Origin of the sequence: Streptomyces sp. NBC_00670 (assembly GCF_036226765.1) — a bacterium.
Classification (GTDB): domain Bacteria; phylum Actinomycetota; class Actinomycetes; order Streptomycetales; family Streptomycetaceae; genus Streptomyces.
On the sequence record NZ_CP109017.1, the window covers coordinates 7,476,397 to 7,491,398 of the forward strand.

Here is a 15,002-nt window from a genome sequence, read left to right on the forward strand (position 1 = left end):
CGCCATGCGGGTGCTGGCCACCGCGGGCCACGTCGACCACGGCAAGTCCGCCCTGGTGCGGGCCCTGACCGGCATGGAACCCGACCGCCACGAGGAGGAACGCCGCCGCGGACTCACCCTCGACCTCGGCTTCGTATGGACGCCCCCCGACGCCGACGGCGAGCACCTGGCCTTCGTGGACGTCCCGGGACACGAGAGGTTCGTGCCCACCATGCTCGCCGGGGCCGGCCCCGTCCCCGCCGTCCTGTTCGTGGTCGCCGCCGACCAGGGCTGGCAGCCCCAGTCCCAGGAACACCTGGCGCTCCTCGACGCCCTGGGGGTACGGCACGCCGTCCTCGCCGTCACCCGCAGCGATCTCGCCGACCCCGAACCCGTACGCGCGGACGCAGTGGAGCGGCTGGCCGGCACCTCGCTGGGCGCCGTGCCCTCCGTCGCGGTGAGCGCGTTCACCGGAGCCGGACTGGACGACCTGCGCCGCGAGTTGAGCCGGCTGGCCCGCGCCCTGCCCGTGCCGCCCGCCGACGCCGACGTACGGCTGTGGCTGGACCGTGTCTTCACCGTGCGCGGGCACGGCACCGTCGTGACCGGCACCCTCGGCGCGGGCACCCTGCGCGTCGGCGACCGCCTGGTGACCGGGGAGGGCCCGGCCGAACTCAGGGTGCGCGGGCTGCAGTGCCTCCAGGAGCAGCGGACCTCCGTCAGCGGCGTGGCCCGTGTCGCGGTCAACGTCCACGGCACACCGGACGGCGCTCTGCGGCGCGGCACGGTGCTGCTGACCCCGGACCGCTGGCTGCTGACGGATCTCGCCGACGTCCGCGTCACCGGCGAACCGGCCGGCGAACTGGCCCGGACGGTGACGCTGCACCTCGGTACGGCGGCCGTCCCGGTGACCGTCCGCCCCCTGGGCGAGGACACCGCCAGGCTGACCCTCGGCCGGCGGCTGCCGCTGCGCGTCGGGGACCGCGCGGTCCTGCGCGAACCAGGCGGCGGGCGCCCGCCCCGCGCCGTGACCGTGCTCGACGTGCGCCCGCCACGCCTGCACCGCCGGGGCGCGGGCCGGGCCAGAGCGGCCGAACTCGCCACGATGACGGGCCGCCCCGACGGCACGGGCGAGCTGCGCCGACGCGGTCTCGTCCGCCGCTCGGAGCTCCTGGCGATGGGCGTGCCCGCGCCCGTCGAGCCCGTCACCGGCGACTGGCTGGCCGACGACTCCCACTGGGCGCGGCTGCGTGAACGACTGGCCGTCGAGACCGAACGCCACGCGCGCCGGCACCCCATGGAGCCCGGCCTGCCCACCGAAGCCGCCCGACGGCTCCTCGACCTGCCCGACCGGGCCCTCGTGGACGCCCTCGCCCGCACCCCCGGCACGGAGGAACTGCTGTGCCGGGACGGGAGGTTGTACGGCCCCGAGAGTGCAGGCCCCGCCCTGCCGCCGCCGCTGCGGGCCGCCGTGGACGCCCTGCGGCACGAGCTGGAGAAGGCGCCCTTCCGCGCTCCCGAGGCCGATCGGCTCGCCCAACTGGGGCTCACCCGCAAGGCGTTGGCCGCCGCCGTGCGGGCGGGCGCGCTGCTGCGGATCGCCGAGGCCGTCGTGCTGCTGCCGGGGGCGGACGAGCGGGCCGCGGCGGTACTGCGCCGGCTGCCGGGGCCCTTCACGCTCAGCGAGGCCCGCAAGGCCCTCGACACCACCCGCCGGGTCGCCGTGCCGCTCCTGGAGTTCCTCGACGCCCGCCGGCTCACCGAACGGGTGGACGACCAGCGCAGACGCTGCCGGCCGGAAGGAACGGAAGAGCCGGAAGGGCTGGAAGGGCCGGAAAGGGAGGGGCGGACGGAAATGGAGGAGGGGGAGGAGAAGGCGGACGGAGGCGGACGGGAATCGAACCCGCCTGCCCGAGATCCTCGGGCACCTCGGTTTTGAAGACCGGGAGGGCCACCAGGCACCCACACGCCTCCACCTCCCGCCACGGTACTGGAAGGTCTTGTATGTCCCGGTATCGCCCGCCGCCCCGCGTGCCGCGCCCCACCGGCCCCGCACGACCCGTCCCCCGAGGAGCCCCGGCATGACCACCACCCGCGAAACCCCCGTACGGCTCACCCAGTTCGCCCACGGCGGCGGCTGCGCCTGCAAGATCCCGCCCGGTGAACTGGAGGACATGCTCGGCGGGTTGTCCGTGCCGCTTCCGGCCGGCACGCCCCTGCTGGTCGGTGCGGCCACCGGGGACGACGCCGCCGTCGTCCTCCTCCCCACGCCCGGCGGCGGGCCCGCGCAGGCGATGGTGTCCACCGCCGACTTCTTCACCCCGGTAGTCGACGACCCCTACGACTGGGGGCGCGTCGCCGCGGCCAACGCCCTGTCCGACGTGTACGCCATGGGCGGCCGTCCCGTCCTCGCCGTCAACCTCCTGGCCTGGCCGCGCGACCTGCTCCCGCTCGACCTGGCCCGCGAGGTGCTGCGCGGCGGTCTGGAGACCGCCGCGGAGGCCGGGTGCCATGTCGGGGGCGGGCACAGTGTGGACGATCCCGAACCCAAGTACGGGATGGCCGTCACCGGGCTCGCCGACCCGGCGCGGCTGCTGCGCAACGACGCCGGCCGGCCCGGCCAGCCCCTCTCCCTCACCAAGCCCCTCGGCCTCGGTGTACTGAACAACCGGCACAAGGCCACCGGCGAGCGGTTCGCGCAGGCCGTGGCCACCATGACGGCCCTCAACCGGGAGGCGTCCGAGGCGGCCCTGGCCGCCGGGGCGGCCTGCGCCACGGACGTCACCGGGTTCGGGCTCCTCGGCCATCTGCACAAACTCGCGCGGGCGTCCGGCGTGAGCGCGGTGCTCGACACCGCCGCCGTGCCCTACCTGGACGGGGCACGCGAGGCCGTCCGGGACGGCTACGTCAGCGGCGGCACCCGGCGGAACCTGGACTGGGTGGCGCCGTTCACCGACTTCGGGGGGACGGACGCCGACACCCGGCTGCTGCTGGCCGACGCCCAGACCTCCGGCGGCCTGCTCGTCGCCGGGGAGATCCCGGGCGCCCCCGTGATCGGCGAACTGATCCCGCGCGGGCCCCACTCGATCGTCCTGAAGTGAGGCCCACGCGCCGGGCGCCGCCCGCGGATCACGGCTCGGTACCCGTGTGTTCGTCGATGCCCGCCCGTGCCCGGTAGGAGCGGACCAGCTCCACCGAGGCCGGGCCCCGGGGGCGGCGGCCCGGGCGGATGTCCACCGCGAACGCCTTCGTCTCCTGGATGTGGGTGTTGGGGTCGAGGGACAGATGGGTCAGCTCGTTGGCCGCGTCCCCCGTGGTGTACCCGTTGGGCCCCCAGTGGTAGGGCAGGCCCACCTGGTGCAGGGTGCGGCCGTGCACCGTCAGTGGTGCCATCCGGTCGGTGACCAGCACCCGCGCCTCCACCACGCCCCGGGCACTGACGATCGTCGCCCAGCCGGTGTGCTCCAGACCCCGCTCGGTGGCGAGTTCCGGCGACACCTCGCAGAAGAACTCCGGCTGCAGCTCCGCGAGATACGGCTGCCAGCGCGACATACCGCCCGCCGTGTGGTGCTCGGTGAGCCGGTAGGTGGTGGCCACGTACGGGAACACCTCCGTACCCGGCTCGCCCCCGCTGGGCTGATAGCGGTTGTCCGGATGCGGCGGCATCAACTGCCGCACGGGGTTGCGCTGTTGCCCGTAGAGAAGGTTCGGGAACGGCGAGTCCTGCGGCTCGTAGTGGGCCGGCAGCGGGCCGTCGGTGAGCCCTGCGGGCACGTACAGCCAGGCCTTGCCGTCGGCCTGCATCACGAACGCGTCGGTGCCCGACAGGGCCTCGGGGCCCTTCGCGTCCGGCGGCGGTTGATGGTGGGGGGACTTGTCCTTGGAGAAGTCGGCGATGTCGTGGCCGGTCCACTCCGCCTTCTCCTCGTCCCACCACACCAGCGCCTTGCGCTCGCTCCACGGTCTGCCGTCCGGGTCGGCCGAGGCACGGTTGTACAGGATGCGCCGGTTGGCGGGCCACGCCCAGCCCCACTCGTTGGCCACCCAGTTCTGCTCCTTGCCCGGCTTGCGGCGGGCGGCCTGGTTGACGCCGTCGGTGTGGACGCCGCAGTAGATCCAGCAGCCGCACGCGGTGGAGCCGTCCGGCTCGAGCTGCTCGTAGGAGGTCAGCGGCTCGCCGTCGGCGTTGTAGCCGTTGATCTCGGCGAGCACCGTCTCCGCGTCCGGCTCCGCCTCCTCGCCCTTGGTGGGGTAGTCCCAGGTCAGGTCGAGCACCGGCCGGTCCATCGGATCCGCCGACCCGGCGAGCTTCTGCCGGATCAGCCGGCCCAGGTGGTAGGTGAACCACAGGTCGCTGCGCGCCTCGCCGGGCGGGTCGACGGCCTTGTGGTGCCACTGCAGCAGCCGCTGGGTGTTGGTGAAGCTGCCGTCCTTCTCGGTGTGCGCGGCGGCCGGCAGGAAGAACACCTCGGTGGCGATGTCCTCGGTGCGCAGCTCGCCGGTCTCGATCTCCGGGCCGTCCTTCCACCAGGTGGCCGACTCGATGAGGGAGAAGTCCCGTACGACCAGCCAGTCCAGGTTCGCCATGCCCAGCCGCTGCATCTTCGCGTTGGCCGAGCCGACCGCCGGGTTCTCGCCGATCAGGAAGTAGCCCTTGCACGTCCCCTCGAGCTGGGCCATGACCGTCTCGTAGGTGGAGTGCGAGCCGGTCAGCCGCGGCAGGTAGTCGAAGCAGAAGTCGTTGTCCGGGCGGGCCGCGTCGCCCCAGTACGCCTTGAGCAGGCTGACCAGGTAGGAGCGCATGTCGCCCCAGAAGCCCTTCTCCGCGGCCTCCGCCTTCACGAAGCTGTCCAGGTTTTCCTGCTTGTGCGCGTGCGGCATCGGGATGTAGCCCGGCAGCAGGTTGAACAGGGTCGGGATGTCGGTGGAGCCCTGGATGGAGGCGTGTCCGCGCAGGGCGAGGATGCCGCCGCCGGGCCGGCCGATGTTGCCGAGCAGGGTCTGCAGCACGGCCGCCGCGCGGATGTACTGCACGCCCACCGTGTGCTGCGTCCAGCCGACCGCGTAGGCGAAGGCGGTGGTGCGCTCCCGGCCGGAGTTCTCCGTGACCAGCTCGCACACCTGCCGGAACAGCTCCTGCGGCACCCCGCAGATCTCCTCCACCATCCGGGGCGTGTAGCGGGCGTAGTGCCGCTTGAGCACCTGGAACACACAGCGCGGGTGCGTCATGCTCTCGTCGCGCTCGGGCTCGCCCTCGCCGAGGGAGGCACCGCCGGACCCGTGCGACTCGCCGCCCGCCGCCTCCGACACCGAGGACCCGCCGCCGGTGCGCTTTTCGTACTCCTCGTCCCGCTGGCCGGAGGCCGCCTGCACCTCCATGCCCTCGTACTGCCAGGTGCCGTTGTCGTAGCTGCGGCCGTCCCGGTCGAGACCGGAGAACACGCCGTCGAGGTCCTCGGTGTCCTCGAACTCCTCGGTCAGCACGACGGGGCCGTTGGTGTACGCCACCACGTAGTCACGGAAGTACTTGTCGTTGCCCAGGACGTAGTTGATGATCCCGCCGAGGAAGGCGATGTCGGTGCCCGCGCGCAGCGGCACATGCAGATCGGCCAGCGCGCTGGTGCGGGTGAACCGCGGGTCGACGTGGATCACCTTGGCGCCGCGCGCCTTGGCCTCCATCACCCACTGGAACCCGACCGGATGGCACTCGGCCATGTTGGAACCCTCGATGACGATGCAGTCGGAGTTCTGCAGGTCCTGCTGGAAGGTGGTCGCGCCGCCGCGGCCGAACGAGGTTCCCAGACTGGGAACGGTGGAGGAGTGTCAAACACGCGCCTGGTTCTCGATCTGCACGGCACCGAGCGCGGTGAACAGCTTCTTGATGAGGTAGTTCTCCTCGTTGTCCAGCGTCGCCCCGCCCAGACTGGCGACACCCAGCGTGCGCCGGGTGCGGGTGCCGTCGACCTCCCACTGCCAGCCGGCCCGACGGGCCTTGACGACCCGGTCGGCGATCATGTCCATCGCCGTGTCCAGGCCGAGCCGCTCCCACTCGGTGCCGTGCGGACGCCGGTACAGGACGTGCTGTTCACGCGCGCCGCCCGTGGTCAGCTGCAGACTGGCGGCGCCCTTGGGACACAGCCGGCCGCGTGAGACGGGGGAGTCGGGGTCGCCCTCGATCTGGGTGACCCGGTCGTCCTCCACGTACACGTTCTGGCCGCAGCCCACGGCGCAGTACGGGCAGATCGACTTGACGACCCGTTCGGCCGAGGCCACCCGGGGGGTGAGCCGCGCGGTGGGCCCGCTCTTGGCGGCGGCCCCGCGGCCCAGTGGGTCGGTGCCCTTGAGCTGCCGGTAGACCGGCCAGGAGTCGATCCAGGTACGTACGCCCATGACATGACCTTTCGGACGAGCACGCGTGGTGCCGCTCGGACCAGTTGACGGGAGGGGGGAACCGGCGTCGCGGGTCAGCCGTCGCGGGCCGCCAGCCGTTCCCGCTGGGGGACCACGGTGTACTTGGGGTCCTCGGCCGAGTGGACCCCGGCGTGGAACACCGCGAACCGCAGTGCCGCCGAGCCGGCCAGCAGTGCCGCGCCGGCCACCGCGGCCGGCGTCCGCCCGCGCCACCGGCCCGCACAGGCCGCCAGCACGGCGCCGCCGCCCGTGAGCAGTTCGGCGGCGCGCAGCAGCCGGTGCGGCTTGCCGTGTTCGTAGGGCTCGGCCGTCAGCCCCATCCGGTGTTTCATCAGCTGAAAGGTGCCCAGCTCCAGCGCGGCCCCGCCGACCGCCATGCGGCGCGCGGGGCCCGCCTGCGCGGACGGCGTGCAGGCGAGCGCCAGCCCGGCCGCCGCCGTCGCGGCGGAGCCGGCGAAGACGAACGGCAGCTCGCGGTAGCCGTCGTGCCAGGAGGGCACCGCCGTGTCGGAGAGCAGCACGGCGGTGTAGGTGGCGACCGCCGGGCCCAGTACGGCGGCGGCCCCCGTGGCGGCCGTGCCGACGAGGCGGTGGCGGCCCGCGACGTCGGCGGCCGCGGCGGCCATGGTCAGTGGCGCGTACCCGGCCAGCAGCCATGACCCCATGTTCATCGGCGAGGTGGGCTTGAAGACGCGGAGCATGTTGAGGAACCGCGCGGGCCGCCCCAGGTCGTGCACCAGCGCGGCCAGCGACAGGGTGATGGCGCCCGCCGCGCCCAGCTTCGCCACCCGCCCGAGGCCCGGCCGCCCGGTGGTGTGCGCGCCCGCCGCGAGGAGCGAGGAGGCGCCGGCCAGACCGCCGAGGTAGAGATAGCCGGCGATGTCGAGGGGCTCCCAGGTCGGCTTGTTCAGGACCGGTTTGCCGTAGTACGACGAGAACCGGGCGTCGGGGACCATCGGCTGCTCGCCCCGGCCGCGGCGCCGCCGGTGACGCCCCGCCCGGGCACCCGTCGGCGCGTCGCGCCCCGGACGCGCCCCCTGTACACCCTCGCGGGTGACGTCCGACCCGCTCATCGCGGCCTCCTGACGAAACCGGCGACGCCCAGCGCGGCGAGCGAGACGGCCGCGATCCCCGCGTGCTTCCACATCGCGGGCAGGTCCCGGGTGGTGACCACCGGGTCCGGCGGCAGGCCGTAGACCTCGGGTTCGTCGAGCAGCAGGAAGAACGCGCCGTCGCCGCCGACGCCGTCCTCGGGACTCTCGCCGTACAGCCGGGCGTCGGTGACACCGGCCGCGTGCAGCCGCGCCACCCGGGCCGCCGCCCGCTCGCGCAGTTCGTCCAGCGGGCCGAACTGGATGGAGTCGGTGGGGCAGGACTTGGCGCAGGCCGGTTCCATCCCGACGCCGAGCCGGTCGTAGCACAGCGTGCACTTCCAGACCCGGCCGTCCTCCTTGCGCTGGTCGATGACGCCGTACGGGCAGGCGGGCACGCAGTACCCGCAGCCGTTGCACACGTCCTCCTGCACCACGACCGTGCCGAACTCCGTGCGGAACAGGGCCCCCGTGGGGCACACGTCCAGACAGGCGGCGTGCGTGCAGTGCTTGCACACGTCGGAGGCCATCAGCCAGCGCAGCTCGGTCCGCCCGTCGGGCGAGAGCGGCGAGATCTCCCCGGCCGGCGCCCCGGCGGGGGCCGCCTGCGGCGCGGGAGCGGTGGCGCCGGGGCCGGGGGAGGAGGGGGAGTCGCCAAGGCTCCGGGCGGCCTCGAACACGTCGAAACCGCTGTGGTCGACGCCGGGTTCCTGGCCGCCCAGCGGCTTGCGCTGCTCGATGAAGGCCACATGCCGCCAGGTGTCCGCGCCCAGCCCCTGGGTGTTGTCGTAGGACATGCCGGTCAGCTCCAGGCCGTCCTCCGGAACCGAGTTCCACTCCTTGCACGCCACCTCGCACGCCTTGCAGCCGATGCAGACGGAGGTGTCGGTGAAGAAGCCCATGCGCGGTGGTGCGTCGGGGTAGCCGGCCGCCCGCGCCACGTTGGGCTGCGGCCCGGACAGCAGGTTGCCGGACGGGGGCGGCGGATCGCCGCCCGCCGTGTGCACCGCGGTCGTGTCGCCCTCGGCCATGCTCCGACCTCCTCGTCCGGTTCTCACCCCCGCCCGCACCGTTGCCTGCGACGAGCGTCGCACGGAAGCCCGGACGGCGCGCGCCCGGCGGGGAGCCGGACCGGCATCCGGTCGCCGGGGCCGGCGCGGTCACATGAAGTTGCGGGTGTGCAGCGCCGACAGGCCGGCGGCCTCGCCGTCGGAGAAGCCCAGCCGGGACAGCCGGTGCCGACGTCCCTCGTCCATGTCCGCTTGCAGCCGGCGCACCGCCCGCCAGCCGCGGGCGATCGCCTCCGGCGCCCACGACCCGGCGGCGAGCAGGACGAGCGCGTCGAACACGTCCCGGTTCAGGCCCGCCGTGTCGGCCAGGACGTCGTGCCGGCGCTCCACGGCGGCCCGCAGCCGGCCGCGCAGCCGTGGCTGCGCGCCCGCGTGGTGCTCGAGGTGGCCGAGGCCGAAGGCGACGTGCCGGGCCTCGTCCTGGCGCACCAGATGGCAGATCCGGCGCGTCACCGGGTCCGGCGCGTGCCGCTCCAGGAACGTCAGCAGATTGAGGAAGCTGCCCTCGCCGAGCACCGACAGCAGGAACGACGCGATCGAGAAGTCCGGTTCGGTGAGCAGCGTCGCCAGGGACGCCCGGCCGCCCGCCGAGGAGGTGCCCATCGCGCCGCCCCGCAGCAGCGCCCGCCGGGTGAAGACCTCCACGTGCCGGGCCTCGTCGGCGGCCTGGACGGCGAGCAGTTGGAGCACCTCGCGGAAGTGGGGGTGCACCTGGACCAGCAGCCGGGCGGGCACCACCAGGGCCGCCTGTTCGTTCTCCACCAGGTACGTCATGACCTGGACGACCGCTGCCTCCACCTCGTCCGGAAGGGTGAACGGGGTGTCCCATGCGATGGCGGTCAGCGGGTCCCACTGGGCGGCGGCGGCCTGGCGGTACAGCCGGGGCGCGAGAGCACTCCAGGCCGTGTCCCGGCCGGTGACCGGGAACGGCACCTCGGGACCGCCGGCCTCCACCAGCGCGCCGCGCGCCGCCAGTCCCCAGTGCAGCGGCGCCCGGTCGGCCACCCGACCGGACCGGGGGTCCCCGGCCCGTTCGGCGCCCTGCCCGCGGGCCGGGCCCGCCGCACCGCGCGCCACGTGCGCCCGCACCGGAGTGCCGTCGGACGCCGTGGGCCACACGGTGTGTCCCTCGCGGCGGCACCAGGCGGCGAGGTGGGTGAACAGCGCCGGATCGGTGCCGGTGACGGCCACCCGTTCGCCGGGCGCCACCTGGTGCAGCGCCCGGTGCAGCAGCAGATGGGCGCCCTCGTCGAAACCGAGCCCGGCCAGGTCGAGCAGCGGGACGCCGGACGGCGACCCGGGCGCGGCATCCGACGGGACGGGAGGCCGGGAGACGTCCTGCGTCACGGCCGGTACTCGGTGGCCGTCACGCGGCCGTCGGCGTCGTAGAACCCGGCCCCGTCCACCGCCGCCGCGAGGGCGGCGTACCCGCTCTCCCGGCCGGGCAGCCACCGCGTGAGCCCTTCGAGGTCCAGCAGATGACGCACCTCGGGGTCGGCCGTGGACATCGACAGCAGCAGCGAGGTGAGCAGGCCGCCGAGTCGCGGTTCCAGGGACGGGCCCGCCGCCAGCACGCAGTGGTCGAAGGGGGCGGTGCGTGCCAGCAGCCGGGTGGCGCCCGGCAGGAGGGTGCCCTCCTGGCCGAACAGCAGATGGTTGGCGTCGGTCATGCAGGCCGCCGCGACCTCGCCGGCCATGAGGGCGCGGGCGGCCTCCCGCTCGCCGCCGATGTGGTCGCCGTGCAGGCCGACCCCGGTGTCGTGGCGCGCGACCTCGAAGTCGGTGTCCGGCTGAAGGCCCTGCTCCCGCAGATGGTGCAGCGGCAGCAGGGTCGCCTGCGGGGAGTCGACCGCGCCGACGGCGACCGTGCGCCCCTTCAGGTCGGTGACGCCGGCCGGTCCGTCCGTCCGGACGACCACGACCGAGGTGAGGTCGCGGTCGGTGTCGCGCATGACGAGCGGCCGGATCTCCACCCCCGCCGCCCGCGCCAGTCGGCCGCTGCGCAGCCAGGCCAGCGGCGAGTGCCAGGCGACGTCGATCCGGCCGCGCACGAGGTCCTCGGCCTGCCGCTCGTAGTGGGCGTAGAGCACGAAGTCGAACGGCAGCCCGTGGCGCAGCAGCCAGGAGCGGAACCCGCTCCAGATGGTGACGACCTTCGGGTCGTAGGCGACGGCGCCCAGAAGCACCGCGCCCCCGGTCTCCTCCCGCTTCACCGGCCCTCCTCGAACAGCGGCAGGCCCAGTCCGGCCCGGCCGCAGAAGTCGTACAGGGCCTCGGTGGTCGGTGCCATCACCCGGGCCGCCAGCGCGTCCCGGAACCGCCGCTCCACGCCCAGCTCCCGGCGGAACGCCGACCCGCCGCACAGCCGCATGACACCGTCCCCGACCTCGGCGGCACTCTCGCCCGCCAGCGCCTTGACCTGCAACACCCGCAACTGCGCATCCGCGCGGCCGGTGGCCAGGGCGGTGAGGGTGTCGTCCAGGAACGCCCGTACGGCGTCGGCCCGCAGCCGCAGCCGCGCGTACTGCTGCCGGGGCAGCGGCTGCTCGGCCAGGCTCTGGTCCAGGTGCTCGAGCCGGGCGCCGCGCAGCTGCGCCGAGGCCAGGTCCAGCAGAGCCTCGGTCACGCCGAGGGAGAAGGCCGCGCCGAGGACGAGGAAGCGGGGGAGCACCAGGGACAGGGCCGCGTCCAAACCCGAGCCGTCGGCGCCGAGCAGCGCGGTCCGCGGCACCGAGACGCCCTTGGCGGTGACGGGGCTGGAGGCGTTGCCGCGCAGCCCGAAGCCGTCGTAGTCCCCCCGCACCTCCAGGCCGGCGCTGTCCGCCGGAACCAGCCACAGCGACATGGCGCCGTCGGCCGCCAGCGGTTTGCTCGACCACACATAGCTGTCGGCCTCTCCGGCCGAGGTGATCCACGACTTCTCCGCGTCCAGCCGCACCGTCTCCCCGTCCTCGGGGGACGCGGTTCCGCGGGACGCCCAGAAGTGGCTGCGCGAGCCCTTCTCGGAGAAGGCCAGCGTGCTCAGGTGCCGACCCCGCGCGATGTCCCGCCGTACCGCCTGCGGCCCGTGACCGTCCACGACGGCGACGGCCGCGTAGTGCATCAGCAGCACCATCGCGGTGGAGCCGCAAGCCCCGGCCAGCCGCTCCACCACGCCGGCGGCCTCCCGCAGATCCGCGCCGGCGCCGCCGTGCTCCGGGGAGCTGAGCAGCCCCAGCAGCCCGGCGCCGGCCAGGGCGTCGACTCCCTCGCGGGGGAACCGGCCGGTGCGGTCCACCTCGTCGGCGAGCGGCCGCACGGTCTCGCGCAGCACCGTCTCGAACATCGCGTTCAGCGCGGACGGCGGCGGGGCCTCGGTGGATGTGGGCATGCGAACTCCTTCACCGCGGTGGGGGAAATGTCCGGTTGGACGGGTGACGGCCCAGCCAAGCAGCCGCGCCGCCGTGTCCCCGGGAGCGCGCGCCGCCCACGCGAAAGAATGATGATCGCTTCCGTCACGGACCAGTTCGGTCCCGCGTCCGCCGCGTCGCCGCGACCGGCTCGGCCCCGCGTCCCGTCCGCCGGGGAACGGTTCAGCCCCGCGCCAGCAGCGACCGTACGGCCGTGTGCAGTTCGGCGGGCGTGGTGCCGCCGACCGTCCGTACGATGCCGTCCGCGTCGACGAGGACATTGGTCGGTACGCCGCGGATGCCGAGGCGGTCGGCGTACTCGCCCGTGCCGTCCAGGAGCACGGTCGCGCCGATGTCCCAGATCGCGGCGAAGTTCGCGGCCTCCTCGCGCGGATCGGTGTTCTCCCACACGTTGATCATGATCACTTCCAGCCCGGACCGGGCCGTACGGCGGCGCAGTCCCTCGAGGACCGGCGCCTCCGCGTTGCACGGGCCTCACCAGCTCGCGAAGAAGTTGATCACGTACTTCTTCTCGGCCCACTCCCGGGAGGTACGGAGCCGGCCGCCGCGCAGGTCCGGCAGCGCGAAGCCGGGCAGCGGCCTGCCCACCAAGGGGTGCACGAGCGGCCGTACCGGGCCGGGGAGCGCGGGCCGGTGGACGAAGGTCAGTGTCCCGCTGCCCGCGTTGGTCACCAGGAGGGTGTCGGTGACGGGGTCCAGCGCGCAGTCGCCGGGGGCGTTGCCCACCGTGATGCGGTGCGTCTCCCGGCCGGCCGCGGTGTCCAGGACGCTGACGGTGCCGGCCCCCCGGTTGCAGACGTAGAGCCGGCCGCCGGCGGGGTCCGCGCACATGCCGACCGGGGCCCGCTCCACCGGTATCTCGTCGCGCACGGTGCCGCCGTCGAGGTCGAGGGGGACCCTGCTGATCGTGCCGTGCAGGGAACTGGCCACGTACAGCTGCCCGGCGGCCGGGTCGGCCACGACCTTGCAGGGGCCCTCGCGCACCGCGACGGTCCTCAGCGGGCGCAGGGTGACGGTGTCGAAGACGGTCACCGAGCCCGCCATGAAGTTGGCGCAGTACCCGCGCCCGCGCCCCGCGTCGACGGCGATGCTGCCCGCGCCCAGCTCGGCGGGTACCGTTCCCACCACCTCCAGACGGTCCGCGTCGATCGCGGTCACCGTGCCGTCGGCGGTGTTGCCCGCGTACACCCGGCGCGCGGCCGGATCATGGCCCAGTCCGGCGGGATAGCTGCCGACGGCGATCCGGGCGAGGCGGGCCCCGGTGCCGGCGTCGAGCACGGTCACCGTGTCGGAGCGGGCGTCCGCCGAGAACAGCCGCCGGGTCGGCAGGTCCAGGACGACCGGGATCGGCTCCCGGCCGACCGGGGCCCGCCATACCGGGGCGGCCCGGTCGAGGTCGAGTGCCACGACCGCGTTGCCGCGCGAGCAGGCCACGAAGGCGCGCCGCCGCTCGGGGTCGACGACGACCGCCTCCGGTCCCTTGCCGACGGGGCAGTGGCCGCGCACGCGGTGCGAGAGATCGACCGAGCAGGCGGGGCCCCGCGCCGTCATGTCGCGCTGGTCCATGCATGGGGGGTGAACCGATGGCCGACCGCCTAAACGGTCGGTGCCGATGCGCCCCGTCTGTGCCTGTGCCTCCGCCGGGAAGCGCCGCCGGTGCCGGCGGCCGTGGGCGCTACTGGCCGGCCTTGGCGCCGGGCAGGCCGCCCGGGTACTCGATGGGCCGGGTCTGCTTGTGCCCGGGCAGGTTGCCGCGCAGACTCCACCGGCCCAGCGGCAGGATGACCCGGCCGCCGTAGGACTGCTCCAGCATCATCGCGCCCGCCGTGTACCAGGCGGCGGCCGAGGAGGCGACCAGTACCCAGCCCGCCGCCAGCACCAGGCTGTGCGTGGTGCCGAGGAGCCCGGCCGCGAGCAGCGCCGACCCGGCGGCGAGCAGGATCAGCACGAGGAACATCCCGAAGTTCTGCCCCAGCGAGGCGAGCGCCCCGAACAGCGTGGTCACGGCGAGCACGATCCACCAGAAGCCGAAGGCCTGGCTGAGCGGGGCGCTCAGGGGCAGCAGGCCGTTGGCGACCATGAGCTGCATCATCCCCCAGGCGAGCCAGAAGGCCCCCCAGGTGCCGTGCATGGCGGTGGCCACGCCGTCGCGCGCCCGGTAGGCCCACATGCCGGCCGCCAGCTGGGCGAGACCGCCGAAGAAGATGACCAGGGGCGCGAGGAGGACCGGGGACACGAGGGTGTCCCCCCACCACTCGGCCAGGTTGGACGCCACCATGAACGTCGAGGAGGCGAAGCCGAACAGGCCAAGGATCGACGGCGCGGCGATCGGCGTGAGCACCATACGGCTGCGGCCGAGCCAGGCCTCGTAGCCCTCCGGTCCGTCCTCCGGTTCCGGTCCGCCGGATCCCGGTCCGTTCGATCCCGGTGCGTTCGACGTGGGGCCGTACGACGTGGGCGGCCCGGACGGTGGCCGGGAGGCCGGGTCCCGCCCGGGTATGGCCGACGATCCGGACGGCGGCTGCTGCCCGGGGCGACCGGACGGCGGCTGCTGTCCTGGGTGATCCGTCATGACAGTGACTCCTTCGTTGGGCCGGGCCCGGTCGGTGCGCCGACGACGGCCGCCGACGGCCCGGCCGCCCCGCGTACGGGGAGCACGAGGGGCCGGACACCGCACGGCCCGGTACCCCCTCAGAGAACACCGCGCGTACGACACGTGCACGCCGGTGCACCCACGGTGATCGGGAGGCGTTGCCGTCCTGCCGGGCGTGCACCCCTTCGCGGAGCCGGCTGGGCCCCCGCGAGTGGGGCCCGCGGTACGCCCTCGTCGGTCTCCTGGGCCGGATGGCTCATCGGCGGGGACGACGGCGAGCAGGGAGAGGAGAGAAGCGGACCGGGGTGATTCACCCGTTGGTGTGTAGGACCGCGGGGGAGTTCCCGGGACACTGGCGGTGGTGCGTGAGGGCTCCCGGGCAGCGAGGTGGAGCGTAGGGAACCGACTGGGCGGGGCGAGGGCCGGCATCCTCTCCGGGGGCCCTCGC

At 74.3% G+C, this 15,002-nt stretch carries 9 protein-coding genes, 1 tRNA gene and 2 pseudogenes; 2 read left to right on the forward strand and 10 right to left on the reverse strand.

The annotated features are described in order from the left end of the window. Positions 1-4: 4 nt before the first annotated feature. Positions 5-1,780 (forward strand): annotated as a pseudogene (locus tag OIE12_RS32945) (SelB domain-containing protein); the annotation flags it as partial. Between the two features lie 80 nt (positions 1,781-1,860). Here OIE12_RS32945 and OIE12_RS32950 read toward each other — a convergent pair. Beyond that, positions 1,861-1,953, reverse strand: a tRNA-Sec gene (locus tag OIE12_RS32950). Between the two features lie 107 nt (positions 1,954-2,060). Between OIE12_RS32950 and selD the strand changes: the two genes are divergently transcribed. Then, positions 2,061-3,080, forward strand: a complete 1,020-nt coding sequence (gene selD / locus OIE12_RS32955; RefSeq protein WP_329141614.1) for a selenide, water dikinase SelD — start codon at positions 2,061-2,063, stop codon at positions 3,078-3,080. A 28-nt stretch (positions 3,081-3,108) separates the two neighbouring features. On the opposite strand, the gene fdh is transcribed toward selD, so the two are convergent. The 9 genes and pseudogenes from fdh to OIE12_RS33000 form a co-directional block, all read right to left on the reverse strand. Next, entirely contained in the window at positions 3,109-6,369 is a 3,261-nt protein-coding gene (gene fdh / locus OIE12_RS32960) for a formate dehydrogenase (RefSeq protein WP_329141615.1), read from the reverse strand. A 74-nt stretch (positions 6,370-6,443) separates the two neighbouring features. Continuing rightward, positions 6,444-7,463: an NrfD/PsrC family molybdoenzyme membrane anchor subunit gene (gene nrfD / locus OIE12_RS32965; RefSeq protein WP_329141616.1), complete on the reverse strand. Its 1,020-nt coding sequence runs from the start codon at positions 7,461-7,463 to the stop codon at positions 6,444-6,446. Beyond that, positions 7,460-8,512 carry a 4Fe-4S dicluster domain-containing protein gene (locus OIE12_RS32970; RefSeq protein WP_329141617.1) on the reverse strand — a complete coding sequence of 351 codons (1,053 nt, stop codon included), beginning with the start codon at positions 8,510-8,512 and terminating at the stop codon, positions 7,460-7,462. Before OIE12_RS32970 ends, nrfD begins: the two co-directional genes overlap by 4 nt. A gap of 129 nt (positions 8,513-8,641) precedes the next feature. Next, the gene (locus tag OIE12_RS32975; protein ID WP_329141618.1) at positions 8,642-9,898 is read right to left on the reverse strand and encodes a ferritin-like domain-containing protein; all 1,257 of its coding nucleotides are present in this window, start codon (positions 9,896-9,898) and stop codon (positions 8,642-8,644) included. Beyond that, positions 9,895-10,764, reverse strand: a complete 870-nt coding sequence (locus OIE12_RS32980; RefSeq protein ID WP_329141619.1) for a phosphate/phosphite/phosphonate ABC transporter substrate-binding protein — start codon at positions 10,762-10,764, stop codon at positions 9,895-9,897. The genes OIE12_RS32975 and OIE12_RS32980 overlap by 4 nt, the downstream gene beginning before the upstream one ends. Then, positions 10,761-11,921 carry an acyl-CoA dehydrogenase family protein gene (locus tag OIE12_RS32985; RefSeq protein WP_329141620.1) on the reverse strand — a complete coding sequence of 387 codons (1,161 nt, stop codon included), beginning with the start codon at positions 11,919-11,921 and terminating at the stop codon, positions 10,761-10,763. The genes OIE12_RS32980 and OIE12_RS32985 overlap by 4 nt, the downstream gene beginning before the upstream one ends. Positions 11,922-12,123: 202 nt before the next feature. Beyond that, positions 12,124-12,423 (reverse strand): annotated as a pseudogene (locus OIE12_RS32990) (TlpA family protein disulfide reductase); the annotation flags it as partial. 12 nt (positions 12,424-12,435) lie between these two features. Then, a complete protein-coding gene (locus OIE12_RS32995) occupies positions 12,436-13,527 on the reverse strand; it encodes an SMP-30/gluconolactonase/LRE family protein (protein ID WP_329141621.1) in 1,092 nt (363 codons plus the stop codon). 109 nt (positions 13,528-13,636) lie between these two features. Continuing rightward, positions 13,637-14,533 carry an acetate uptake transporter gene (locus tag OIE12_RS33000; protein ID WP_329141622.1) on the reverse strand — a complete coding sequence of 299 codons (897 nt, stop codon included), beginning with the start codon at positions 14,531-14,533 and terminating at the stop codon, positions 13,637-13,639. Between the last annotated feature and the right edge of the window lie 469 nt (positions 14,534-15,002).